At 65.1% G+C, this 25,119-nt stretch carries 23 protein-coding genes; 14 read left to right on the forward strand and 9 right to left on the reverse strand.

The genetic code is table 11. From position 1 onward, the window contains the following. Positions 1 to 136: 136 nt before the first annotated feature. The 3 genes from RLN94_RS19890 (at position 137) to RLN94_RS19900 (ending at position 1,999) form a co-directional block, all read left to right on the forward strand. The gene (locus RLN94_RS19890) at positions 137 to 568 is read left to right on the forward strand and encodes a DUF2852 domain-containing protein (protein WP_350067252.1); all 432 of its coding nucleotides are present in this window, start codon (positions 137 to 139) and stop codon (positions 566 to 568) included. 67 nt (positions 569 to 635) lie between these two features. Beyond that, positions 636 to 1,082, forward strand: a complete 447-nt coding sequence (locus RLN94_RS19895; protein WP_350067254.1) for an RDD family protein — start codon at positions 636 to 638, stop codon at positions 1,080 to 1,082. A gap of 83 nt (positions 1,083 to 1,165) precedes the next feature. Continuing rightward, positions 1,166 to 1,999: an arginyltransferase gene (locus RLN94_RS19900; RefSeq protein WP_350067256.1), complete on the forward strand. Its 834-nt coding sequence runs from the start codon at positions 1,166 to 1,168 to the stop codon at positions 1,997 to 1,999. A gap of 158 nt (positions 2,000 to 2,157) precedes the next feature. On the opposite strand, the gene RLN94_RS19905 is transcribed toward RLN94_RS19900, so the two are convergent. The 3 genes from RLN94_RS19905 to RLN94_RS19915 form a co-directional block, all read right to left on the reverse strand. Next, entirely contained in the window at positions 2,158 to 4,512 is a 2,355-nt protein-coding gene (locus tag RLN94_RS19905; protein WP_350067258.1) for a TRAP transporter large permease, read from the reverse strand. A 14-nt stretch (positions 4,513 to 4,526) separates the two neighbouring features. Continuing rightward, positions 4,527 to 5,417 carry a TRAP transporter small permease subunit gene (locus tag RLN94_RS19910; RefSeq protein ID WP_350067260.1) on the reverse strand — a complete coding sequence of 297 codons (891 nt, stop codon included), beginning with the start codon at positions 5,415 to 5,417 and terminating at the stop codon, positions 4,527 to 4,529. A 91-nt stretch (positions 5,418 to 5,508) separates the two neighbouring features. Beyond that, positions 5,509 to 6,594, reverse strand: a complete 1,086-nt coding sequence (locus tag RLN94_RS19915) for a TRAP transporter substrate-binding protein (RefSeq protein WP_350130973.1) — start codon at positions 6,592 to 6,594, stop codon at positions 5,509 to 5,511. Between the two features lie 224 nt (positions 6,595 to 6,818). On the opposite strand from RLN94_RS19915, the gene RLN94_RS19920 reads away from it, so the two are divergent. Both RLN94_RS19920 and RLN94_RS19925 read left to right on the forward strand, forming a co-directional pair. Then, a complete protein-coding gene (locus RLN94_RS19920; RefSeq protein ID WP_350067264.1) occupies positions 6,819 to 8,249 on the forward strand; it encodes a cache domain-containing protein in 1,431 nt (476 codons plus the stop codon). Then, positions 8,246 to 8,893 (forward strand): response regulator transcription factor, encoded by a 648-nt coding sequence (locus tag RLN94_RS19925; RefSeq protein ID WP_350067266.1) that lies wholly within the window; start codon positions 8,246 to 8,248, stop codon positions 8,891 to 8,893. Before RLN94_RS19920 ends, RLN94_RS19925 begins: the two co-directional genes overlap by 4 nt. A 126-nt stretch (positions 8,894 to 9,019) precedes the next feature. Here RLN94_RS19925 and RLN94_RS19930 read toward each other — a convergent pair whose 3' ends face one another. Together RLN94_RS19930 and RLN94_RS19935 are read right to left on the reverse strand one after the other, a co-directional pair. Next, positions 9,020 to 10,918, reverse strand: coding sequence for a PhoX family protein (locus RLN94_RS19930; RefSeq protein ID WP_350067268.1), 1,899 nt, complete (start codon positions 10,916 to 10,918; stop codon positions 9,020 to 9,022). Positions 10,919 to 11,048: 130 nt separating this feature from the next. After that, complete coding sequence (locus RLN94_RS19935; RefSeq protein ID WP_350067270.1) at positions 11,049 to 11,231, reverse strand: hypothetical protein; 183 nt, start codon at positions 11,229 to 11,231, stop codon at positions 11,049 to 11,051. Between the two features lie 345 nt (positions 11,232 to 11,576). Between RLN94_RS19935 and RLN94_RS19940 the strand changes: the two genes are divergently transcribed. From RLN94_RS19940 to ilvN, 3 genes are all read left to right on the forward strand, one after another. Further along, positions 11,577 to 13,334: an acetolactate synthase 3 large subunit gene (locus tag RLN94_RS19940; RefSeq protein ID WP_350169493.1), complete on the forward strand. Its 1,758-nt coding sequence runs from the start codon at positions 11,577 to 11,579 to the stop codon at positions 13,332 to 13,334. A gap of 115 nt (positions 13,335 to 13,449) precedes the next feature. Then, positions 13,450 to 14,691 (forward strand): glycosyltransferase family 87 protein, encoded by a 1,242-nt coding sequence (locus RLN94_RS19945; protein WP_350067274.1) that lies wholly within the window; start codon positions 13,450 to 13,452, stop codon positions 14,689 to 14,691. A 12-nt stretch (positions 14,692 to 14,703) separates the two neighbouring features. Then, the gene (gene ilvN, locus RLN94_RS19950; RefSeq protein WP_300895956.1) at positions 14,704 to 15,264 is read left to right on the forward strand and encodes an acetolactate synthase small subunit; all 561 of its coding nucleotides are present in this window, start codon (positions 14,704 to 14,706) and stop codon (positions 15,262 to 15,264) included. Here ilvN and RLN94_RS19955 read toward each other — a convergent pair whose 3' ends face one another. Beyond that, positions 15,265 to 15,654 (reverse strand): hypothetical protein, encoded by a 390-nt coding sequence (locus tag RLN94_RS19955; protein ID WP_350067277.1) that lies wholly within the window; start codon positions 15,652 to 15,654, stop codon positions 15,265 to 15,267. 202 nt (positions 15,655 to 15,856) lie between these two features. Here RLN94_RS19955 and RLN94_RS19960 point away from each other — a divergent pair, with 202 nt between their 5' ends. From RLN94_RS19960 to RLN94_RS19970, 3 genes are all read left to right on the forward strand, one after another. Continuing rightward, complete coding sequence (locus RLN94_RS19960) at positions 15,857 to 16,681, forward strand: helix-turn-helix domain-containing protein (protein WP_350067279.1); 825 nt, start codon at positions 15,857 to 15,859, stop codon at positions 16,679 to 16,681. 110 nt (positions 16,682 to 16,791) lie between these two features. Next, positions 16,792 to 17,952, forward strand: a complete 1,161-nt coding sequence (locus RLN94_RS19965) for an aromatic ring-hydroxylating oxygenase subunit alpha (RefSeq protein ID WP_350067281.1) — start codon at positions 16,792 to 16,794, stop codon at positions 17,950 to 17,952. Between the two features lie 26 nt (positions 17,953 to 17,978). After that, positions 17,979 to 18,194: a hypothetical protein gene (locus RLN94_RS19970; protein ID WP_350130847.1), complete on the forward strand. Its 216-nt coding sequence runs from the start codon at positions 17,979 to 17,981 to the stop codon at positions 18,192 to 18,194. Positions 18,195 to 18,247: 53 nt separating this feature from the next. Here the strand turns inward: RLN94_RS19970 and RLN94_RS19975 are convergent, their stop codons facing one another. Together RLN94_RS19975 and RLN94_RS19980 are read right to left on the reverse strand one after the other, a co-directional pair. Further along, entirely contained in the window at positions 18,248 to 18,547 is a 300-nt protein-coding gene (locus RLN94_RS19975; protein WP_350130843.1) for a type II toxin-antitoxin system RelE/ParE family toxin, read from the reverse strand. Continuing rightward, positions 18,544 to 18,786, reverse strand: coding sequence for a type II toxin-antitoxin system ParD family antitoxin (locus RLN94_RS19980; protein ID WP_350067287.1), 243 nt, complete (start codon positions 18,784 to 18,786; stop codon positions 18,544 to 18,546). The genes RLN94_RS19975 and RLN94_RS19980 overlap by 4 nt, the downstream gene beginning before the upstream one ends. A gap of 154 nt (positions 18,787 to 18,940) precedes the next feature. Between RLN94_RS19980 and RLN94_RS19985 the strand changes: the two genes are divergently transcribed. Genes RLN94_RS19985 through mmsB form a run of 3 tightly spaced genes read left to right on the forward strand, consistent with a single transcriptional unit; the run spans position 18,941 to position 22,000 of the window. Next, on the forward strand, positions 18,941 to 20,083 hold the full coding sequence (locus tag RLN94_RS19985) for an acyl-CoA dehydrogenase family protein (protein ID WP_350067289.1): 1,143 nt from the start codon (positions 18,941 to 18,943) through the stop codon (positions 20,081 to 20,083). Continuing rightward, positions 20,080 to 21,123 (forward strand): enoyl-CoA hydratase/isomerase family protein, encoded by a 1,044-nt coding sequence (locus RLN94_RS19990; RefSeq protein ID WP_350067291.1) that lies wholly within the window; start codon positions 20,080 to 20,082, stop codon positions 21,121 to 21,123. The genes RLN94_RS19985 and RLN94_RS19990 overlap by 4 nt, the downstream gene beginning before the upstream one ends. A gap of 4 nt (positions 21,124 to 21,127) precedes the next feature. After that, positions 21,128 to 22,000 carry a 3-hydroxyisobutyrate dehydrogenase gene (gene mmsB / locus RLN94_RS19995; RefSeq protein WP_350067293.1) on the forward strand — a complete coding sequence of 291 codons (873 nt, stop codon included), beginning with the start codon at positions 21,128 to 21,130 and terminating at the stop codon, positions 21,998 to 22,000. 162 nt (positions 22,001 to 22,162) lie between these two features. Here the strand turns inward: mmsB and uvrA are convergent, their stop codons facing one another. Next, positions 22,163 to 25,021, reverse strand: a complete 2,859-nt coding sequence (uvrA, locus tag RLN94_RS20000; RefSeq protein ID WP_350130844.1) for an excinuclease ABC subunit UvrA — start codon at positions 25,019 to 25,021, stop codon at positions 22,163 to 22,165. Positions 25,022 to 25,119: the final 98 nt, after the last annotated feature.

A 25,119-nucleotide genomic window follows, 5' to 3' on the forward strand; every position in this document is an offset into this window, starting at 1 on the left:
ATAAAAACAAGCGCCATCCTCCAATAATGTAAAAAACCTTCACATCCCCCTTGCAACCCCCGCCCGCAATCCCGATCTAGGGGATGTGAAGGAAATTCACATTGAAAAGCAACGCTGACCCGAAAGGACACGCCGAATGACCACCGTCGCTACATCCACCCACGCCACCGGACCCATCGGCTGGCTTCACCGGGCCGAGGCCTGGCTGGATGACAAGGGCAAGGGCGCATGGATCGCAGCCATGGTGCTCGCCTTCATCCTCTTCTGGCCGGTTGGCCTCGCCCTTCTCGCCTACATGATCTGGAGCAAGAAAATGACCTGTTCAGTTTCGCAACGCCGCCACAAGGGCTATGGCCGCATGAACATCAGCCGCTCGACCGGCAACGCCGCCTTCGACGCCTACAAGGCCGACACGCTGGAACGGCTGGAACGCGAGCAGGACAACTTCGAAGCCTTCCTGCAGCGCCTCCGCGATGCCCGCGACAAGGCCGAGTTCGACCAGTTCATGGAAGAACGCGCCCGCGCGGCCCAGTCGGACCGCGACGAAGGCACCCCGAAAGAGGCGTAAGCCACCTCTCCCCCCTGACCGGCCCGGAACTTCCCGGGCCGGTTCCCCGTTGATAGAAGGCACCCGGATGACTGATTACACATGGCATACCCCCGACCCGGTGACACAGCCGGAATTCTACGCCGACGTGCCGGTGAAACGGCTGATCGCGTGGGTGATCGACACGATCCTCGTGGTCGTCCTCTGCCTGGTGATCCTGCCCTTCACGGCCTTCACCGGCATTTTCTTCTTTCCGTTCCTGATGCTCGTCGTGGGCTTCGTCTACCGCGTGCTGACCATCGCGGGCGGCTCTGCCACGTGGGGGATGCGCCTCGTCGCCATCGAGTTCCGCACCGGGTCGGGCCAGCGCTTCGACCTGCCCATGGCGTTCCTGCACACGCTGGGCTTCTCGCTCTCCTGCGCCTTTTTCCTGGTCCAGATCGCCTCGATGATCTTCATGCTGACCACCCCCCGCGCTCAGGGCATCACCGACCACCTGCTCGGCACGGTGGCGATCAACCGCCGCGCGGCCTAGGGACGCGTCAAGGTTTCGCACTTGGCGCCTGCCGGGTTCGTTGTTATCGTTTCTGTAACAGACCCGATGAATAACGAGCCTTCATGCGCCATACGCTACCCATCGCGCCGCAGTTCTACGTGACGGCCCCGCAGCCCTGCCCCTATCTCGAGGGCCGGATGGAGCGGAAGCTGTTCACCGCCCTTCAGGGCGAATCGGCGCAACGTCTCAATGACAGCCTGTCCAAGCAGGGCTTCCGCCGCTCGCAGAACGTGCTCTACCGGCCCTCCTGCGCCGATTGCGCGGCCTGCCTCTCGGCCCGCATCAACGTGGCCGAGTTCACGCCGTCGAAAAGCCAGAAGCGCACGCTCAACCGCAACCGCCATCTCGAGCGCCGCGCCACCTCGGCCTGGGCCACGGAAGAACAGTACGAGCTCTTCCGCCGCTACCTTGAGGAGCGCCACGCCCAGGGCGGCATGGCCGACATGGACGCCTTCGAATTCGCCGCCATGATCGAGGAAACCCCGATCCGCACCCGCGTCGTCGAATATGCCGACCGCGAGACGGGCGAGCTGGTGGCGGTCTGCCTGACCGACGTGCTCGATGACGGGGTCAGCATGGTCTATTCCTTCTACGAACCCGACCTGCCGCGCCAGTCGCTCGGCACCTATATCATCCTCGACCATATCGACATCGCCCGCGAGGCGGGGCTGCCCAATGTCTATCTCGGCTACTGGGTGCCCGGCAGCGCCAAGATGGGCTACAAGGCCGCCTTCTCGGGGCTCGAGGTCTATTCCTCCGGCGAATGGCAAAAGATGCGCGACCCGGCCGACTACCACGCCAAGCGCCACCCCCTCTCGAACGACCCGATCGCCGAGCAGGTGGCCAACATCTCGCTGCCCGACAGCCGCCCCCTCCGCGGGCCGCAGCGGGGCTGAGGCCCCGAACGCTCCGGACGTCATTTCAGGAAAGACACGGCCGCCAAACCGGTTGATCAGGCTTCGCCGGGCGTCCGCCACCTCCAGTATCATCGCAATGACAGCGCCCCGGCCGCCGCGGAAAACACCTGTTTCCGCGGCGGCCGGGGCGCCCCTTATCAGCCGATCAGCTGCGGCACGATTGTCACGATCCACGGGAAGAACCACAATATCGCGATCCCCACCACCTGGATCAGCACGAAGGGCGCCACCCCGCGATAGATATGCCCCGTCGTCACCTCCCTCGGCGCCACGCCCCGAAGGTAGAACAGCGCAAAGCCGAATGGCGGCGTCAGGAACGAGGTCTGCAGGTTCACCGCGATCATGATCGTCACCCATTTCGGGTCGAACGTGCCGCCATAGATCACCGGCCCCACGATCGGGATCACGATGTAGATGATCTCGAGGAAATCCAGCACGAAGCCCAGGATGAACAGCACCAGCATCACGATCAGGAAGACCGTGAACTCGTTGTCGTAGCTGCGCAGGAACTGCTGGATGTAATGCTCGCCCCCGAAGGAGATCACCACCAGGTTCAGCAGTTGCGACCCGATCAGGATGGTGAACACCATCGAGGTCACCTTCGCGGTCTCCCGCACCACCGGCGTCAGAACCCCGCCCGTGAACAGCACCCAGCAGGCGAAGAACAACCCGAACGCCGCATAGATATAGGCGGCATAGGCGAAGAAGAACGCCACCCAGGTGTCAAAGCTCACGTCGGCATTGTTGATCCGCAGGTCGAAGTTGATGCCGATCAGGATGGCGACGACGATGGCCAGCGTGGCGAAGATGATGATCCTGCCCGAGCGTTCCTCGTCACGCAGCTTGCGATAGGCCGCCAACATGATCGCGCCCGCCGCGCCAAGCGCGGCCGCCGGCGTCGGGTTGGTGATCCCGCCAAGGATCGAGCCCAGCACCGCCACGATCAGGATCAGCGGCGGAAAGACCACGCGGATCAGCTCGTTCTTCGACATCCTGATGGCGGCATGAACACAGCCATAGAACGCCAGCGCATAGGGGATGAGCAGCACCATCAGCGATCCGCCCGCGCTCCATTGCGGCCCGATCAGCAGGAAATCGACCAAGAGGCCCAGCACCACGCCGACGCCCCCCACCAGCAGCGGCGCCGGGCTGGCCGAGGGCATGATCCCCCGCGCCACCGCCAGCACCAGCCCGAACAGCAGCAGGATCGTCGCCACCCCGGTCCCGATGGGGGCCGCGTTGGCGATCTTGGCCGCGCGTCGCTCGGCGATTTGCTCGTCCGTCAGCTTTTGCGCCTCGGTCATCCCGCCGGACTCGTCGATCGCGGCCTGCTCGGCCACGGCCTGGTCCCAGGCCGCCTGCCCGTGCAGCTCGATCATCGCCTCCTGGCAATCGGGGCTGACATTGGTCCGCAGGCTCGCCGCCTCTCCGCGGTCGGAATAGCGGGCGACATTCAGGTTCTGCGACCCGATCACCCCGAATTCCGACAGCACCAGCATCCCGGCCACCAACGCCACCGGCACGCCGATGAACCACGTAAAGCTCTCGCCCCGCGTGATCGGCTCGGCATTGGTCCGGCCAAGGTCATCGACCGCCGGCGCCTTCTTCGGGTTGAACAGCGCGTAACCGAAGGCATACAGCGCGTAGAGCAGCGCCAGCAGGATCCCCGGCAGCAGCGCCGCCTGGAACAGCGTGCCAACCGATACCACCGCCGGCTCGCCCAGGTAAGTCAGCGCGTCGGAACACCCGGCCTCGATCGCCCGGTTCTCCTGCGCCACCGAATACAGGTCGCCCGCCAGCGTGCCCAGCAGAACGATCACGATCGACGGCGGAATGATCTGCCCCAGCGTACCAGACGCGGCAATCACGCCGGTGGCGATCTCGGGGCTGTAATTGTGCCTGAGCATGGTGGGCAGGCTCAGAAGCCCCATCGTCACCACCGTCGCGCCCACGATCCCGGTCGATGCGGCCAGGAAGGCCCCCACGACCACCACCGACACGGCCAGCCCGCCCGGCAGCGGGCCAAAGACCCGGGCCATCGTGGTCAGCAGGTCGTTGGCGATCTTCGACCGCTCCAGCGTGATGCCCATCATCACGAACATCAGCACCGCCAGCAGCGTCTCGATCGACTGGCCGGCCAGCACGCGCTCGTTGATCCGGTTGACGATGAACGAGATGTTCCTGTCCAGCGCCATCTCCCAGCCGCGGTCGAAGACCGGCATGCCGATGCGTGGCAGGTCCGGGTATCGGAAGACCGATATGCTCTCGGATTTCACCCCGCTTTGCACGAGGTCCCGGTAGGCCTGCGACGAGGTGTCGATGGCCTGGTGAATAAGCAGCCCCGCACTGTCGAGCGCGGCGATGATCGCGAACGAGATCACCCCGGCCCCGCCGATGGCGAACGCCACCGGAAAGCCCGACAGAATGCCCCCGAAGAGGCACAGGAACACGATGATCAGGCCGATCTCGACGCCATCAAGTCCGAATAACATTATCCCCTGTCCCCTTAATGCGTGCCTTCAAAGGCTTCTTCGCCATCGCCAAGCGTATCCTTGTCGAGGTACTTGTCTTCGCTCTCCGGCCCTTCCTTCCACTCCAGGTAGGATCGGTAGAAGAACGCGATGGCATGGATGAAGATCATGCCCGCAAAGGCCACCATCAGGATCTTGAACAGGAAGTAGCCGTTGAACCCGTTCGGGCTGAAGCCGATCGTCTCGACATTCCAGCGCACCGCCCGGGCCTTCATCAGCAGCCGATCCAGCGTGTCCGAGGCCGAGGGCTTGGGCGTGATCAGGTGCCGCCAAAGGAAGTACCAGCCATACATCCAGATCAGGATCGCCATCGGCATCATGAACAGCAGGCTGCCCACCATGTCGATCATCCGCTTGCTGCGGTGGCTGACCGTGGCATAGATCAGGTCGACCCGCACATGCCCGCCCTGCACGAAGGTGTAGGTACAGCACAGCGCCACCACCAGCGCGTTGTAGAGCTTCAGCTCCTCCGACCACCAGCTTATGTCCATCTCCAGCGGGATGCCGAACCCGATCGAGATGTCGGGCCGGGCAAAGATGCGCTGCACGAAGACGATGATCACCTGTTGCAGCACCATGATCAGCCCCGCCCAGGCAAAGAACCGGCCGACGACGTTGGCAAAGCCCTCCAGCACCCGGACACAGCCCCACATGACGCTGTTCTTCCACAGGCCGACGGCGGTCAGGATCAGGATCGCGGTGAAGACGACAAAGAAGAACTCGATCGACCCGCCGTAGTAGACGAAACGCATGATCGCTTCCTTGTCCGACCAGTCCAGCCAGAGCGTCGGATGGCTGATCGCGTAGAAAAAGTTGTAAAAGGCCAGGCCGATATTCTGGAAGAACCAGGCGACTGCATCCAGCATCGCTCCCCCCGGGACTGTTATACGGGCCGCTGGCCCAAATGGCGGCGGGCCCCGCCGGGGGACCCGCCTGTCTTGTCAGGCCGAGGCCCGATCAGATACCGACGACGCGGTTACGCTGGCGCGTGAACTCGTCTTCCGAACGGCTGATCCATTCGGCCGAGCTGCGCAGCGATTCCATGTAGCTGTCGTGGAAACGCGCGTACATCTCGTCGCCCATCGGCTCCTGCACGACTTCCTCGGCGGCGGTGCCGAACGCATCCCAGACCGAGTCCGGGAAGTGGCGGATCTGAACGCCGCCCGACTGCAGACGCTGCAGCGCGGCCGAGTTGTTGGCCATGAACAGCGACATCGTCCAGAGGTTCGACGCCCGCGCGGCCTGGCTGATGATCTCTTTCTGCGCGGCGGTCAGGTCATCGTAGATGTCGAGGTTGATGTTCAGGTTCAGGTTCGGGCCCGGCTCGTGGAAACCGGCGGTATAGTACATCTTGGTGATTTCCTGGAAGCCCGCCTTCTCGTCGGCCCACGGCCCGATCCACTCGGTCCCGTCGATCGCGCCCGAGGCCAGCGCCTGGTACACTTCCGCGCCCGGCAGGTTCTGCACGCTCGCGCCCAGCTTGCCCAGCACCTGGCCGCCCTGGCCCGGCATCCGGAACCGCAGACCCTGGAAATCCTCGGGGCTGTTGATTTCCTTGCTGAACCAGCCACCCGACTGCGGGCCGGTGTTGCCGGCGGGGAAGGATTTCATGCCGAAGATGCCGTACAGCTCGTCGGCCATCTCGGCGCCACCGTCATGGTAGTACCAGTTGTTGAATTCCTGGAAGTTCATGCCGAACGGCACCTGGCTGAAGAACGACAGCGCCGGGTGCTGGCCCATGAAGTAATAGTCGACACCGTGATACAGGTCGGCCTGGCCCGACGACACCGCGTCGAACACCTCGAACGCGCCGACAAGCTCGCCCGCGGCCTTGAGATCGATGGTCAGCTGGCCGTCGCTCATCGCGGTGATGGCATCGGCACAGTACTGGGCGCTGTCATGCACCCCGGCAAGGCCCCGGCCCCACGTGGTGACCATGGTCAGCGTGCGGTTGCCCTGCGCATAGGCCGGCGCGGCCAGCGCCGACGCGGCGGCTGCGCCACCGCCGAGTGCGCAATTTTTCAAAAATGAACGACGATCCATGTGGTGTTTCCTCCCGATACAATTTGAGCGCCGCGGGCTCTTGGCGTCCCGCGCGCGGATCGTTTCAAGTGGCACGACCCTAGCGTGCGCGCGGTAACATGGGAATACCAAGTTCTGCGTAGAAACCCGCCCCGGCCCCGGATTTTGCGCTTAATAATCAGGCTTTGGTGCCCCGCGACGATATGAGTCTGTGCAACCGCAGCGATTCGCTATATCGATTCGCCATGCAGGCTTTACACAGCAGACTCCGTCTCAATTACGGGCAGAAACTGTTCCTCGTCGCCACCCTGCCGCTCGTCGTCGCGGCGGTCCTCATCTCGGTCATCGTCACGCTCGAATCCCGGCAGCTCGCCGAACGCGAGATCCGCAATCTCGAGGACCAGCTCATCGCCGCCAAGCGCGACGAGCTCAAGAACTACATGTCCATCGCCCGGACCGCCTTCGTCAACATCTACGGCCGCGCCGCGCCGGATGACGAGGCGGCGAAACTGGCCGTCACACAGATCCTCTCGGCCATGCTCTACGGGCAGGACGGTTACTTCTTCGTCTTCGACTATGACGGCACCAATCTCGTCGCCCCGCGCCGGACCGAGCTCATCACCCGCAACTGGGCCGGGCTCGAGGACGAGCATGGCACGCCCGTCACCGACGAGCTGATCCGCCTCGCCCGCACCGGCGGCGGATATCACAGCTTCGAATGGCCGAAACCCTCCACCGGCGAGACGGCGACGATGGTCACCTACGTGATCGGCCTGCAGGACTGGCGCTGGGCCGTCGGCACCGGGGTCTTCGTCGATGACGTGGTCTCCACCGTCAACGCCGCCCGCGCCGGGGTCGAGGCCCGCATCCAGCGCACCTTCCTCTGGATCGGCGCCATCACCCTCGCCGCCCTGCTGCTGGTCTTCGTCACCGGCCTCTTCATCAACATCCGCGAACGCCGCCTCGCCGACGCCAAGCTCAAGAAACTGACCCAGCGGGTCTTCGACGCCCAGGAGGAAGAACGCGGCCGCGTCGCGCGTGAGCTGCATGACGGGATCAGCCAGATCCTCGTCGGCGTCCGCTACGCGCTCGACACCACCCGCCGGCGGATGGCGGCGGGCGACACCCGCGCCGCCGAGAACCTCGACAAGGGCATCGCCTACCTCTCCGGCGCCATCCAGGAGGTGCGCCGCATCAGCCGCGACCTGCGCCCGGGCGTGCTCGACGATCTCGGCCTCGGGCCGGCGCTGAAGGCGCTGATCGAGGATTTCGGCCAGCGCACCGGCGTCGAGATCGAGTTCGACACCGTGGTCTTCCGCAACCGGCTCGACGGCGACGCCAAGATCGCCCTCTACCGCGTCGCGCAGGAGGCGCTGACCAATGTCGAGCGCCATTCCGGCGCGACCCGCGTCTCGATGGACCTGCGCGGCCACGCCCGCGGCGCCACCCTCAGGATCACCGACAACGGCCGCGGGCTCGATCAGTCGGGCCGCCCCGACAGCACCGGCAATGGCGGGCTCGGCCTGCGCAACATGCAGGAACGCATCGAACAGCTTGACGGCACGCTCAGAATATTGTCCAGCAAGTCCGGCACCGCGATCGAGGCCTCCGTCCCCCTCACCCACCTCCTGCCGCCGCAGGAACGCACCGACACCAGTACCAAGGCCAGTGCATGACCGACACGCCCACCCGCATCGTCATCGTCGACGATCATCCGATGGTCGCCGAAGGCATCCAGTCGATCCTCGAAAGCTACGACGACGTCGAGGTAATCGCCACGCTCTCGACCGGCCAGCAGATCATCGACAATGTCGAGATGCTGCAGCCCGACGTGATCCTGCTCGACCTCAACATGCCCGGCATCGGCGGGCTCTCGACCACCGAGATCATCCTCGAACGCCGCCCCGAGACGCGCATCCTGATCCTGTCGATGCATGACAGCCCGGAATACATTTCCTCCGCGCTCAGCCACGGCGCCGTGGGCTACGTGCTGAAGGACGTGCCCACCGAGGAAATCAAGCGCGCCATCGACGCGGTCATGGCCGGGCGCCGCTACCTCTGCACCGGCGCGCAGGGCTCCCTCGCCCCGCGCGAGGGGGGCGGGCGCGAACAGCTTACCAACCGCGAACAGACCATCCTGCTGCAACTGGCCCAGGGCCGGTCGAACCGCGAGGTCGCGCTCGATCTCGACATCTCGATCCGCACGGTCGAAACCCACCGCAAGAACATAAAAAGCAAGCTCGGCATCAGTTCGACCGCCGGCCTCACCCGCTATGCCATGGAACACGGCATGCTTCAGGGAACAGGCGTGTCGCTTTAGTGGGCGTGGCGGGGGGCCAGCCCCCGACGTCGAAATTCCCTTGGAATTTCAACGTCTCCCCCGGGATATTTCGGGCCAGAAGAAGCCCCGGCGTCGCGAAACACCGGGGCCGTCTTTTTCCCGGGCTCAGCCGACCAGCCCGCCATCCTCGCGCCGGACCACGATCACCGACGACCGCGGCAGCTTGCCCTCGCCATCGGGGAAGGGCGCATCCGGGTGCTGGATGCCCACGAACATCGCCGTCCGGTCCGCCGACCACGCAAGCCCCGTCACCTCCGACCCCTTGGGCCCCGTCAGGAACCGCGCGATCTCGCCCGTGACCGGGTCGCCCGCCAGCATCTGGTTGTTGCCCATGCCCGCGAACTCGCCCTCGTTGCTGTCGTCGCCGTCGGTCTGAATCCAGACCAGCCCGGCGCTGTCGAAGGCCATCCCGTCGGGCGAGTTGAACATGTTGCCGTTCGTCACGTTCTCCGAGCCGCCATAGACGTTCTGGTACACGTCCGGGTTGCCCGCCATCACGTAGAGATCCCAGTCGAACGCATCGGCGGCATGATCGTCCTCATGCGGCCGCCAGCGCACGATCTGGCCGTAATTGTTGGTCTCGCGCGGGTTGGGCCCGTTCACCGGCGTCTCGTCGCCGCCCGCATTGGGCTTGACGCCGCGGTTCTTGTTGTTGGTCAGGCAGCAATAGGCCTCCACGGCATGCGGGTTGGCCGCGATCCATTCCGGCCGGTCCATCGTCGTGGCACCGACGGCCGAGGCCGCCATCCGGGCAAAGATCAGCACTTCGGCCAGGCTTTCCATGCCGGTGCTCTCCGGCGTCAGCGCCAGCCACTCGCCGGTGCCGTCATCGTTGAACTTCGCGGCAAAAAGCGTGCCCTCGTCCAGCAGCCCCTCGGTCGACCCGCCCGGCGCATAGGCCGCGTCCGACACGAAGCGGTACATGAATTCGCCCCGCTCGTCGTCGCCCATGTAGACCACCACGCGCCCGTCGGGCGCCAGCACCACGGCGGCATTCTCGTGCTTGAAGCGGCCCAGCCCGGTATGCTTGACCGGCGTGCTCTCCGGATCGGCCGGGTCGATCTCGACCACCCAGCCGGCGCGATGCGGCTCGTTGGGGTTTTTCGCCGTGTCGAACCGGTCATCCCACTTGTGGTAATCATAGCCCCAGCCATCGGCCCCGATCCCGTAGCGCTCGTACCCGGCCTGTACCGCCTCCGGCACATCCCCCTCGGAGGTGGCACCGAAATACCCGTTGAAGTTCTCCTCGCAGGTCAGGTACGTCCCCCACGGCGTCTTGCCCGAGCCGCAATTGTTGAACGTGCCAAGGCTCTCGGCCCCGCTCGGGTCGGCCTCGGTCTTCAGCAGCTCATGCCCCGCCGCCGGCCCGGCAATCGTCATCGGCGTGAGATGCGTGATCCGCCGGTTATAGGGGCTGTCGACCACGACGCCCCAGCCGCCCTCGCCCTTCTCGATCTCGATCACCGCCACACCCTGCAGCTTCTGCAGCTTGCGCACGTCGTCGAGACCGGCCGGAACCCCCTCCTCGGCCTGCGGCAGGTTGATATCCTGGTTGGTGTATTCGAGGTTCACCGCGATCAGCTCGTGCCCGTCATGCACGAATGTCTCCATCCCGTCGGTGTTCTCGCCGAACACCCGGTCGGCGCTCTCGGCATCGCCGCCGGTCGCGTGATCGAACGCCGGCGCGTCTGAAAACAGCGGATCGCCCCAGCGCACCAGCACGTCCCAGCTGTAGCCCTCGGGCACATGCACCGTGGCATCGGTCTGCGCCCCGATCGGCGTGAAGGCAAAGCGCGAGACCTCCATCGCCTCGGCGGCCGAACCGAACAGCTGCGCCGTGCCCATCGCCGCGGCACCCGAGCCGAAGGCCATCACCCCGCCAAGGAAGCCGCGCCGCGACAGCGCGCGCTCGACCACCTCGTCGAACTCGCACCCCTCGGGGCGCGGATCGTTCAGCTCGTCCCAATCGTCGGCGGATATCCGGTTTCCCTGCGCGTCTTTCATGGCTGGCATCTCCCTTGCTTACAAGACTGTCGCCCCTGCATTGGGTGATTCCTGTAAAATCCATGTGTCCCTTTCCGCAAAAACCGCCCCTGACCGGCAAAATACCCGCCTTGCGCGGATCGGCGCCGCCTCAGGTACAGCGCACCCCCGCCTCCACCAGCTCGAACGCCACGATCTCGAACTCATAGAGCGCGCTGTTATCCGCCCGCATCGCCCGCGCGATCAGCCGGCCCTCGGCGTCATGATAGACCGCATGCGCCGTGTGCAGCGCCCGGTAACAATGGTCGCCGCTGGGATAATAATACTTGATCATGCCGCTTTCCTCCGCTTCAGGCCATCTCGCCCCCTCTCCTACCCCCACGGCCTGACAAGCATTGTCGGCAACCCCCGCTCCCGCGCAACATCCGGAAAGCAAACCTGCCGGCCTGCGACATTTTTTTCACCAAACGCCGATGTCACCGGTTGACGGGTCCCGTCCCCCGCCATAATGTCCCGCGCACGCAGACAGGAGCTTCCGATGATCGGTTCGATCGTAATTCTGGTAGGTAAATGGCGCATGGGCCGGTAACGGACACCATAACGGTACCCCATGCGCCCCCGAAAATCGGGGGCTTTTTTATGCGCAGCGACAGACACGTCATAAACGGAGCAAATCAAGATGACACGTCACATGACCGGAGCGAAAATGGTGGTTCAGGCCCTCAAGGATCAGGGTGTGGACGTCGTATTCGGATACCCCGGCGGGGCCGTGCTACCGATTTATGACGAGGTCTTTCAGCAGAATGACATTCGCCACGTCCTCGTCCGCCACGAACAGGGCGCGGTGCACGCGGCCGAAGGCTATGCCCGCTCGACCGGCAAGCCCGGCGTCTGCCTCGTCACCTCGGGCCCCGGCGCCACCAATGCGGTCACCGGCATCACCGACGCGCTGATGGATTCGATCCCGCTCATCGTCCTTTCCGGGCAGGTGCCCACCTTCATGATCGGCAACGACGCCTTTCAGGAGGCCGACACCGTCGGCATCACCCGCCCCTGCACCAAGCACAACTGGCTGGTGAGCGACACCAAGGACCTCTCCAACGTCCTGCACCAGGCCTTCCACGTCGCCACCTCCGGCCGGCCCGGCCCGGTTCTGGTCGACATCCCCAAGGACGTGCAGTTCGCCAGCGCCGAATACACGCCTCCGCAGAAGGCCAAGACCTCGCATTACCAGCCGCAGGTCAAGGGCGACATGGAAGCGATCACCGAACTGGTCGAGGCGCTCGAACAGGCCGAACGCCCGGTCTTCTACACCGGCGGCGGCGTGATCAACTCGGGCCCCGCCGCCAGCCAGCTCCTGCGCGAGCTGGTCGACGCCACGGGCGTGCCGATCACCTCGACGCTCATGGGGCTCGGCGCCTACCCGGCCAAGGGCGACAACTGGCTCGGGATGCTCGGAATGCACGGTCTCTACGAGGCCAACATGGCGATGCATGACTGCGACCTGCTGATCAACGTGTGCGCCCGGTTCGACGACCGGATCACCGGCCGCGTCGACGCCTTCAGCCCCAATTCCAAGCGGGTGCATATCGACATCGACCCCTCCTCGATCAACAAGGTCATCAAGACCGACATCCCCATCGTCGGCGACATCGCCCACGTGCTGGAAGACGTGCTGAAGATCTGGAAATCGCGCGGCCGCAAGACCAACAGCGAGGGGATCGCGAAATGGTGGAAGAAGATCAACAACTGGAAGAAGGTCAACTGCCTCGCCTTCACACAGGCTGGCCCGACCATCAAGCCGCAATACGCCCTCCAGCGTCTTGAAGAGCTGACCAAGGATCACGACCGCTATATCTGCACCGAGGTCGGCCAGCACCAGATGTGGGCGGCGCAGTACCTTGGCTTCAATGATCCCAACCGCTGGATGACCTCCGGGGGCCTGGGCACCATGGGCTATGGCTTCCCGGCCTCCATCGGCGTGCAGATGGCGCACCCCGACGCGCTGGTGATCAACGTCGCGGGCGAGGCGTCGTGGCTGATGAACATGCAGGAGATGGGTACCGCGGTGCAGTTCCGCCTGCCGGTCAAGCAGTTCATCATGAACAACGAACGCCTCGGCATGGTCCGCCAGTGGCAGGAGCTTCTGCACGGCGAGCGCTATTCGCATTCCTGGTCCGAGGCCCTGCCCGATTTCGTGAAACTCGCCGAGGCCTTCGGCGCCAAGGGCATCCAGTGCAAGGACCCGACCGAGCTCGACGACGCGATCATGGAGATGCTCGAGCATGACGGGCCGGTGATCTTCGACTGCCTGGTCGAGAAGCACGAGAACTGCTTCCCCATGATCCCGTCGGGCGAGCCGCACAACAAGATGCTGCTGGGCGAGAACGCCTCCACCAAGGACGCGATCAGCACCTCCGGCGCGGTTCTGGTCTGATGACCTTCTCTCACCCACCCTGCCGTAGGGTGGGTGAAACCCACCACGCCCCCCGCCCCGCAGGGTGGGTGAAACACACCCCCTCTCGCCTTCGCGCCCCGCAAGGACCCGCCGCATGACGCCCCACGCCGCCGCAGACGCCCGTCTCGCGATCTTCGACAGCCGCCGCGGTTGGCAGCTCGGCCTCCTCGGCGCGCTCGTGACGGTGATGCTGGGGGCGATCTTCATCATCGGCGGCATCGTCGAGGTCAACAATACCGACCTGATCTCGGTCTCGGTCGATTTCTACGTCTTCTGGGCCGCCGCCAAGCTCGCCCTTCAGGGCCTGCCCCTCGACGCCTTCGACGTCACCCGCATCGCCGAGATGGCCGCCGTCACCCATGACGACTGGATGCCCTGGGCCTACCCGCCCGGCTTCCTGCTGCTGGTGATGCCACTGGGCCTCCTGCCCTTCGCGCCCGCCTGGGCGGTGTTCATGGCCCTCTCCTGCGCCGCCCTCCTTCTGGCCACCCGCCCCTTCACCGCCGGGCGCACGCAGGTCCTCCTTGGCACCGCGCTGGCGCCGGCCATCCTGCCCTGCCTGCTGGTGGGCCAGACCACCATCCTCTGGCTCGCCGGGCTGATGGCGGCGCTGGCCGCGCTGCGCGCCGAAAGACCGATCCTCGCCGGCGTCTTCATCGGCCTCCTGACTCTGAAGCCCCAGCTCGGCCTGCTCATCCCCTTCGCCCTCATCGCCGCCGGCCAGTGGCGCGCGATTGCCTCGGCCGCCGTGACCACCCTCCTCCTCGCCGCCGTTCCCACCGCGCTCTTCGGCACCGCATACTGGCCCGAGATGCTCGCCATGATGCGCGAGCACGGCGACACCGTCCGCAACGCCATCGCCGATCTCAACCTGATGATCAGCGCCTACGCCACCCTCACCTTCCTCGGCCTCGCCGAAGCCACCGCGCTGGCCGCCCAATGGGCCCTCACCGCCCTCTGCGCCGCCGCCGTCTTCCTGACCTGGCGCGCGCCCTCCACCTCCTTCGACCTGCGCGCAGCCACTTTGCTCTGCGCCATCCCGCTCGCCTCGCCCTACCTGTGGCACTACGAATCCGCGCTCCTCGCCCCCGCCGCCCTCTTCCTCACCCGCGCCGGCATCGTCATGCCCGGGCGCCCGCTGACCGTGTTCCTCGGCCTCGCCATGTGGCTCAGCCTTGGCCCCTCGGCCCTCGTCCTGCTCAAGTCCGGCGCGGCCGATGTCTTCCGCCCGGTCTTCCTGCCCCTCGCCCTCGCCGCGCTTCTCACCTGCCTGTGGCACGCCCTGCTCAGGCCCCGCCCTGCGGCCGCCCCGGCCACCCCCGAAGAAACCCACTGAAGGAAAGACCCAATGTCAGCGCTCAAGATCAAGAAAGGCTCGACCAAGCATTCCGCCTACAACCTGCGCCCGACCTTCTCCGACAAGGCCGAGACGCACACGCTGGCGGTGATCGTCGACAACGAACCCGGCGTGCTGGCCCGGGTGATCGGCCTCTTCTCGGGCCGCGGCTACAACATCGACAGCCTCACCGTGGCCGAGGTCGACCATACCGGCCACATGTCGCGCATCACCATCGTCACCACCGGCACGCCGCAGGTGATCGAACAGATCAAGGCACAGCTGGGCCGCATCGTCGTCGTCCACGACGTCCACGACCTCACGGTCGAGGGGCATTCCGTCGAACGCGAACTGGCGCTGCTGAAAGTGGCGGGAGAGGGGGAAAAACGGGTCGAGGCGCTGCGCCTTGCCGACATCTTCCGCGCCAACGCGGTCGACAGCACGCTCAACAGCTTCGTCTTCGAGATCACCGGAACGCCGCAGAAGATCGACGCCTTCGCCGATCTCATGCGGCCCCTCGGCCTGACCGAGATCGCCCGGACAGGCATCGCCGCGCTCTCGCGCGGCGCCTGATCAGCGGTAGGAAGGCTCCGCCGCGCGGTGTGCCCCGGGCGTGCCGCGCGGATGCAGCACCACAACGTTCTGCCGGCCCGAACCCGTCTTCGGCGGGGCGATCTTGTTGCGGCGCAGGTTCGCCTTGGCCATCTTCAGATCCCCCGGCAGACTGGCGAACTCGTGCTTCGACACGATGCTCGGGTCGACCGCAAGGCGCATGTCATCCACCTCGCGCAGGTCGAACTCGACCAGGTCGCCGGGCACGAAACAGCTCGCCTCCGACAGGTTTTCCTCGTCCTTGTAAAAGGCCAGGTTGCGGTGATCCTCGCACCAGATGACCGCCCGGTTATGCTTTTTATCACTCCAAAGAACTACGCCGTACATGGTGACCCCAATCTTCTTGCTCACCTCTGATTTTGAAAGAGTTTGAATAAAAGTGAATGGGGTGATTGACCCTGCACCGCCGGCAATTTGTGACAAGCCGGGGCAAAGCTGACGCCAAGTCGCGTCACGGTTGACCCTGATTAGCGTCGATTCTTGTGGAAACGCCCGGGAATCTCCGATAGCGTGATGATATCCCCACCTTTGCAACTATAAAGCATGTCCTTCCTTGACACAACAACGCACAGCCGACTCGCGGAAGCGCGACAGCGACCCGGCAGCGCTCCGAGAAGTCTTCGGCGATAACCTGCGCCGCCTCTGCGCGCGCTACCCCTCCGTGTCCGAACTTTGCCGCGAGCTTGGCATCAACCGCACCCAGTTCAACCGCTACATGTCCGGCGAAAGCTTTCCCCGCCCCGACGTGCTGCACCGCATCTGCGCCTTCTTCGGCACCGATGCCCGCATCCTGCTGGAACCGGTCGATGCCCTCGCCCCGGCGCCGAACGACCTCCTCAACCACCCCTTCCTCGCCGACTTCTTCGGCAAGCCCACGGTCGATGTCTCCACCGATGTCTTCCCCAGCGGCTTCTACCGCTTTGCCCGCAAGAGCTTCGTCGACGCCTCGCGCTTCGTGCTGGGGCTGGTGCTGATCAAGCGCGGCGACGGCTACACCTTCCTGCGCGGGTTCGAGCCGCGCCAGGGCGTGCGCGAACAGGGCCTCTCGACCGATCCGCACACCCGCGAATACCGCGGCATCGTCATGCGCCAGGAAGAGGGGATCATGGCCGTGGTCACCCACCGCGCCTCGCTCTCCTGCTCGTTCAACTTCCTGACACCGGAAACCTCGTTCCAGTCGAACCTGTGGGAGGGCTACGCCTCCCGCACCGTGCGCGAGAAGGTGTCGGGCAACCGCGCCACCCGGATGGTCTACGAACACTTGGGCAATTCCACCACCCGCATCCTGCAGGCCGCCCGCGAAACCGGGGTCGTGCCGATCGACAAGGTGCCGCGCTTCTACCGCCACCTGCTGCGCCCGGACGAGGATTTCCGCTAACCCGCGCCGCCCCGCAATTTGTCGCCCTGAGATAATCCGCGTCGCTGCCGGTCGGCCGCGGCGGGCCTTTTCATGCGTAGCTCTTTCCAGCCAACGCATGGAGACCCGCGATGTCCGCCACCCTGACCGATCTCAGCCACGTCCGCCAGCCCGTCGAAAAGGCGCACGGCCTGCCCAACGCGCATTACATCGACCCGGCCGTCTTTGCCGAGGAACGCCAGGCCCTGCTCTTCTCGCAATGGGCGGGCCTCGCGGTGGCCGCCGACGTGCCCGAACCGGGCGACGCCGTGCCGATGGACTTCCTCGGCATGCCCCTCCTGCTCATCCGCGACAAGGAAGGGGACGTGCGCGTCTTCCAGAACATCTGCCGCCACCGCGGCATGATCCTGGTCGAGGAGCCCCGCAAGATCGAGGGCGCGATCCGCTGCCCCTACCATTCCTGGTGCTACTCGACCAAGGGCAAGCTGGTCTCGACCCCCCATGTGGGCGGCCCCGGGCACAACACGCACGAGACCATCAAGCGCGACGATCTCGGCCTGATCGAGGTCCGCTCCCATATCTGGCGCGACGTGGTCTGGATCAACGTCTCCGGCGACGCCCCCGCCTTCGAAGAGGCCATGCGCGACATCATCGCCCGCTGGTCCGAGTTCGACCTGCCCCTCTACCACGGCGGCCATGACAGCCGGATCACGCTGGAGGTAAAGACCAACTGGAAACTCGCGGTCGAGAATTACTGCGAAAGCTACCACCTGCCCTGGGTCCATCCCGGCCTCAACAGCTATTCCAAGCTGGAAGACCACTATCACATCGAGAAACCCGGCGAATTCTCCGGCCAGGGCACCATGGTCTATCGCCAGCTCACCAACGAGAACGGCGAGACCTTCCCCGATTTCGCCGATGTCGGTTCGAAATGGAACGAACAGGCGGAATACATCGCCGTCTACCCCAACGTCCTGCTCGGCGTCCACCGCGACCACGCCTTCGCCATCATCCTCGAGCCCCGCGGCCACGACCGCACGGTCGAGCATATCCACCTCTACTATTCCGTCCCCGACAGCGACGAGGGTCTGCGCATGCGCAATACCCAGCTCTGGAAGACCGTGTTCGAGGAAGATATCTTCGTGGTCGAGGGCATGCAGAAAGGCCGCCACGCCAGCAGCTTCGACGGCGGCCGCTTCTCGCCGGTGATGGACAGCCCGACCCACTGCTTCCACGACTGGGTGGCCGCCAAGGTCGAGGCGCATCGCGGCCAGGCCCGCGCCGCCGAATGACCGCCCTGCCGGATCAGGGCATCGGCATGGTCGATACGCTCGACGCGCAGCTCCTCGCCGCGCATGACGGCGACGACCGCTTCGCCCTGATCCGGCTCTACACCCAGGCCGCCGACATCACCAACGATGTCAACGCGGCCTGCTTCTTCCTCACCTACGCCTATATCTTCGCGCTGGAGGCAGGCGCCGCCGAGGCCGCCACCCTCCACGCCCGCCTCAAGGCCCACGGGCGGGAAGAGTGAGCGCTCACCCTCCCCGGCGAGGCAGCCTGCAAAGGCTGACGAGCACGCCCCCCTCACTCCGCCAGGAACGCCTGCCAGTTCGCCCGCGCATGCACCACCCGCACCACGTCCAGCACGGCCTCATCGCTCTGGAAGATGACGAGATGAGCGCGATAGGGATGCACCCGCACCGGCGGCACGAATTCCTCCCTTAGCCTTGCCGTCTCCGGAAACTCCGCCAACAGCCGCAACGTCCGCTCCAACCCGGTCAGGTAGGCCACCGCCTGCCCCTCCGACCACGTCTCGACCGTGTATCGCCAGATATCGTCCAGATCGGCCTCGGCCCTCGGGCGCCACAATACCTGCCGGCTCACCCGCCCTGCCCGCGCGTCTTTCTCTCGATGAATTCGGCCATGTCGACCGCCCTCGGCTCTCCGCTCCGAAGCCCCTCGTCGATCAGCCCCTGCATCTCGCCGATCGCCCGCTGCCGCTCCAGGTCCTTGCGGATCAGGTCGCGCACGTAATCGCTGACATTGCTGTATTGCCCGCCCCTGGCGCGCGCCTCGACCGAGGATTTCATGTGATCGGGAAGCGATATGTTCATCGTGGCCATGTCTGATATCTTGTCCCCTTGGCAATCTTTGTCAACCCACCTCCCCCATCCCTGCAAAACCGTCCTGCGCAAATCCACCTTGCATTTCCCCCTTCCCCTCCGTTAATTAAACACACGTTCAATTAGACGAACGCCAGGAGGAGGAGGCACCCAAATGGATTTCGCCCTCACAGAGGAACAGTCGGCCATCTTCGACATGGCCCACGCTTTCGGGCAGGAACAGATCGCCCCCCACGCCCGCGACTGGGAAAAGGAAGGCACCATCCCGAAAGAGCTCTGGCCCCGGGTGGGCGAGCTGGGCTTCGGCGGCCTCTACGTCTCGGAAGAAGCGGGCGGCGCCGGCCTCTCCCGCCTCGATGCCACCCTCGTCTTCGAAGCCCTCAGCATGGCCTGCCCCTCCGTCGCGGCCTTCCTGTCGATCCACAACATGTGCGCCAAGATGATCGACAAGTTCGCCTCCGACGACATGAAGGCGCGCGTCCTGCCCAAGGTCATCTCGCTCGAAACCGTCCTCTCCTACTGCCTCACCGAGCCCGGCTCCGGCTCCGACGCGGCGGCGCTCAAGACCCGCGCCGAGAAATCCAACGAGGGCTACACCCTCAACGGCACCAAGGCGTTCATCTCCGGCGGCGGCTATTCCGACGCCTATGTCGTCATGGTCCGCACCGGCGACAACAGCCCCAAGGGCATCTCGACCGTCTATGTCGAGGATGGCACGCCCGGCCTCTCCTTCGGCGGGCTCGAGGACAAGATGGGCTGGCGCTCGCAACCCACCCGCCAGGTCCAGTTCGACGACTGCAAGATCCCCGCCGAGAACCTCGTCGGCGAGGAAGGCCGCGGCTTCTCCTACGCCATGGCCGGCCTCGACGGCGGCCGCCTCAACATCTCGGCCTGCTCGCTCGGCGCGGCCCAGACCGCCATGAACCTCACCCGCGACTACATGGCCGAGCGCAAGGCCTTCGGCCAGTCCATCGACCAGTTCCAGGCCCTCCAGTTCCGCCTCGCGGAAATGGAAATCGAGCTTCAGGCCGCCCGCACCTTCCTGCGGCAAGCGGCGTGGAAACTCGACACCGAGGCGCCCGACGCCACCAAGTTCTGCGCCATGGCCAAGAAACTCGTGACCGAAGCGGGTTCCAAGATCTGCAACGACTGCCTGCAGCTCCATGGCGGCTACGGCTACCTCGCCGATTACGGCATCGAAAAACTCGTGCGTGACCTGCGCGTTCATGAAATCCTCGAAGGGACCAACGAAATCATGCGCCTGATCGTGGCGCGGCACATGCTGGCGGAGAAATGACAGACATATCGATCCGGAAAGACGGCAAGGCGGGCCGCATCACCCTCACCCGCCCCAAGGCGCTCAACGCCATGACCTACGAGATGTGCATCGCCATCGAGGACGCGGTCGATGCCTGGGCCGATGACGACACGGTCGAACTGATCATCATCGACGCCGAAGGGGACAAGGCGTTCTGCGCCGGCGGCGACATCGCCGCGCTCTACGAGACCGGCACCAAGGGCGACTATGAATACGCCCGCCGCTTCTGGCGCGACGAGTACCGCCTCAACGCCAAGATCTCCGAATATCCCAAACCCTACGTCGCGTTCATGCAGGGCTTCGTCATGGGCGGCGGCGTCGGCATCTCCTGCCACGGCCACCCCCGCATCGTCTGCGAGTCGAGCCAGATCGCCATGCCCGAATGCGGCATCGGCCTGGTGCCCGACGTGGGCGGCACTTACCTGCTGGCCAAGGCGCCGGGGCGGCTGGGCGAATATCTCGGCACCACCGGCACCCGGATGAACGCGGGCGACGCCATCCACGCGGGCTTCGCCGACCATTTCATCCCCCAGGAAAAATGGGCCGACCTAATCGCGAAGCTCTCCGAAACCGGCGACCTCTCCCTGATCGAACAAGCCAGCGCCACCCCGCCCGAAGGCACGGTCAGCGCGCAGGCCGCCGAGATCGACACCCATTTCAGCGGCGACACCCTCGGCGACATCGTCGCCTCCCTCAAATCCTCCGACAGCGAATTCGCCGCCGCCACGCTCAAGGCCCTCTCCCGCGGCTCGCCGCTCTCGATGGCCTGCACCATCGAGATGCTGCACCGTCTCGAAGGGCCCGGCACCGATATCCGGCAGGCGCTCGACCTCGAATACCGCTTCACCCATCGCGCCATGGAACAGGGCGATTTCCTCGAAGGCATCCGCGCCGCGGTGATCGACAAGGACCGCTCGCCCAAATGGCAGCACGATCTCGACGCCCCGCCCCAACAGGCGGCCGACGCGATGCTGACGCCCCTCGGGGCCGACGCCCTGACATTCGAAAAGGAAGGATAACGCCATGAAGATCGGATTCATCGGACTTGGAAACATGGGCGGGCCGATGGCCGCCAACCTCGCCAAGGCCGGCCATGACGTGACCGGCTTCGACACCGCCGAGGTCAGCATCGAGGGCGTCACCACCGTCGCCTCCGCGGCCGAGGCCGCCAAGGGGGCCGACGTGGTCATCACCATGCTGCCCAACGGCAAGATCCTTCGCGCCGTCGCCGAGGAAATCCACCCGGCGATGGACAAGGGCGCCGTGCATCTCGACTGCTCGACCGTCGATGTCGACAGCGCCCGCGCCGTGGCCGAGGCCGCGCAGGCCGCCGGCCTCTCCGCGCTCGACGCGCCGGTCTCCGGCGGCATTGCCGGCGCCGCCGGCGGCACGCTCACCTTCATGGTCGGCGGCGACGAGGCGGGCTTTGCCACCGCGAAAGAGCTCTTCGACATCATGGGCCAGAAGGCCGTCCATTGCGGCCCCTCCGGCAATGGCCAGGCCGCCAAGATCTGCAACAACATGATCCTCGGCGCCACCATGATCGTGACGTGCGAGGCCTTCGCGCTCGCCGACAAGCTGGGCCTCGACCGGCAGGCGATGTTCGACGTGGTCTCCACCTCCTCGGGCTACTCGTGGTCGATGAACGCCTACTGCCCCGCCCCCGGCGTCGGCCCGAAATCGCCCTCCGACAACGACTACAAGCCGGGCTTCGCCGCCGACCTGATGCTCAAGGACCTGCGCCTCGCCATGCAGGCGGCCGAGACCGCCGATGCCGACACCACGCTCGGCAAGGCGGCGATGAAGCTCTACGAGCAGTTCGTCGAGAATGAGGACGGCGCCGGCAAGGACTTCTCCGCCATGCTTCCCCGCCTCGAAAAGCGCGGCCACAGCTAGGCAGCAATCGGCGCGCCGGCCCGGCCTGCCCGCGGCGGGCCGGCACCTTGCTATCAGGCCAGAATATTGCCTGCCGGTCGTGACCCGGGTGGCGGACACCGCCACCCGCACCGACGAAATACCGACAAAATACCGACGTTGTACCGACGTTGAAATCCGGCCCTATTCGGCCGCCACCTTCCGTGCCGCCAGCATCTCCTTCAGGTAGCGTCCGGTATGGCTCCGCGGCTCCTCGGCCACATCTTCGGGCGTGCCCACGGCCACGATCTCACCGCCGCCATCGCCGCCCTCCGGGCCGATATCGATCAGCCAGTCTGCGGTCTTGATCACGTCGAGATTATGCTCGATCACCACAACCGTATTGCCGGTTTCCACAAGCTGATGAAGGACTTCCAGCAGTTTCTTCACGTCCTCGAAATGCAGCCCCGTGGTCGGCTCGTCGAGGATGTACAGCGTCCGACCCGTCGAACGTTTCGACAATTCCTTCGACAGCTTCACCCTCTGCGCCTCGCCGCCCGACAGCGTCGTCGCCTGCTGCCCGACCTTGATATAGCCCAGGCCGACGCGCGCCAACGCATCCATCTTCTCCCGGATCGACGGCACCGCCTTGAAGAACTCCTGCGCATCCTCCACGGTCATCTCAAGAACGTCGGCTATGCTCTTGCCTTTCCACGTGATTTCCAGCGTCTCACGATTGTACCGCGCGCCATTGCAGGTCTCGCAGGTGACATAGACATCGGGCAGAAAGTGCATTTCGATCTTGATCAGCCCGTCCCCCTGACAGGCCTCACACCGCCCGCCTTTCACGTTGAACGAGAACCTTCCCGGCTTGTACCCCCGCGCCTTCGCCTCCGGCAGCCCGGCGAACCAGTCGCGGATCGGCGTGAAAGCCCCGGTGTAAGTGGCCGGATTCGAACGCGGAGTCCGCCCGATGGGCCGCTGGTCGATGTCGATCACCTTGTCCAGATGCTCCAGCCCCTTGATCGTCTCGCACGGCGCCGGCGTCTGCCTTGCCCCGTTGAGCCGCATCGACGCGGTCTTGAACAGCGTCTCGATCGTCAGGGTCGACTTGCCACCCCCCGAAACGCCTGTCACGCAGACGAACCGGCCCAGCGGAAACTCCGCATCGACGGCTTTAAGGTTGTTGCCTTCCGCCTTGATAACCTTGACAGATTTCCCATTCCCCTTGCGCCTTTCCGCCGGGATGGAAATCTCCCGCTGGCCCGACAGGTACTGCCCGGTAACGGAGTTCGGGTCGGCCGCGATCTGTTCTGGCGTGCCGTGGCTGACCACCTGCCCGCCATGCACCCCGGCCCCCGGACCAATGTCGAATACATAATCCGCCGTCCGGATCGCCTCCTCGTCATGCTCCACCACGATCACGGTATTGCCCTGGTCCCGCAGGTTCTGCAGTGTCTGCAACAGCCGCCCGTTGTCCCTTTGGTGCAACCCGATCGACGGCTCGTCCAGCACGTAAAGCACCCCGGTCAGCCCCGACCCGATCTGGCTCGCCAGCCTGATCCTCTGGCTCTCACCGCCCGAAAGCGTGCCGGCACTGCGCGACAGCGTCAGGTAGTCGAGCCCGACATTGTTAAGGAATCCAAGACGTTCGCGGATTTCCTTCAGGATCGCCCGCGCAATCTCGTTCTTCTGCGCGGTCAGGCTGTCCGGCACCGTCTCGCACCAAGCGTAAGCCTCGCGGATCGACATCTCGACCACCTGCCCCACGTGCAGCCCGGCGATCTTCACCGCCAGCGCCTCGTCCCGCAGGCGATAGCCACCACAGGCGCCGCATGGCCGGTTGTTCTGATACCGCTCGAATTCCTCGCGGATCCAGGCGCTGTCCGTCTCACGATACCGGCGTTCCATGTTGGGGATCACCCCCTCGAAGACCCGGCTCACCTGGTAGACGCGCCCGCCCTCGTCATAGCGGAACTGGATCTCCTCGTCGCCCGAACCATACAGGAACACCTGCTGCACATGGGGGTCCAGGTCCTTCCACCGCGCCTTCCGGTCGAACTCGTAATGCCGCGCGATAGCCTCGATCGTCTGAAGGAAATAAGGGCTTTTCCCCTTCCGCCACGGCGCCAGGGCGCCATCGGCAATGCGCAACTGCTCGTCCGGCACCACCAGCCGCTCGTCAAAGAACAGCTCGGCGCCGAGCCCGCCGCATTCCGGGCAGGCCCCGAAAGGAGCGTTGAACGAAAACAGCCGCGGTTCGATCTCGGGAATGGTGAACCCGCTGACCGGACAGGCGAAGTTCTCGGAGAAGGTGAACCGCTCCGGCTCCCCCTCCTTCGGCGCGGTTTCGAGAACGGCAATCCCGTCGGCCAGGTCCAGGGCGGTGCGGAAACTGTCGGCCAGCCGCGTGCCGATCCCCTCCTTCACCACCAGCCGGTCGACCACCACGTCGATATCGTGCCGGAACTTCTTGTCGAGCTTGGGCGGATCGTCGAGCTCGTGAAACTCGCCGTCGACCTTGACCCGCTGTAACCCCTGCTTGCGTAACTCGAGGAATTCCTTGCGATATTCCCCTTTCCGGTCGCGCACGATGGGCGCCAGAAGATAGGCGCGCGTGCCCTCTTCCATGCCCAGCACGCGATCGACCATATCCTGCACCTGCTGCGCCTCGATGGGCAGGCCCGTCGCGGGCGAATAGGGTGTACCCACACGCGCGAAAAGCAGACGCAGGTAATCGTAGATCTCCGTGACCGTGCCGACGGTCGAGCGCGGGTTCTTGCTGGTCGTCTTCTGCTCGATGGAGATCGCCGGGGAAAGACCGCTGATATGGTCCACATCCGGCTTTTCCATCATGTCGAGGAACTGCCTCGCATAGGCCGACAGGCTTTCGACATAGCGCCGCTGCCCCTCGGCATAGATCGTGTCGAAGGCCAGCGACGACTTGCCCGAGCCGGACAGGCCGGTGATCACCACCAGCTCGTTACGCGGAATATCCACGTCGATATTGCGCAGGTTATGCTCCCGCGCGCCGCGCACTTCGATATGCTTGAGCTCGGCCATCCGGTCCCCCGTTCACACTGGTTAAGAGATAGTGGAGCAGGGTCGATCTTCCAAGCCCAAACTGCGAACATATAGAGAACGCCTGACAACCTCTGTCA

The sequence above is a fragment of the Roseovarius sp. genome (assembly GCF_040223625.1).
Lineage (GTDB): Bacteria > Pseudomonadota > Alphaproteobacteria > Rhodobacterales > Rhodobacteraceae > Roseovarius.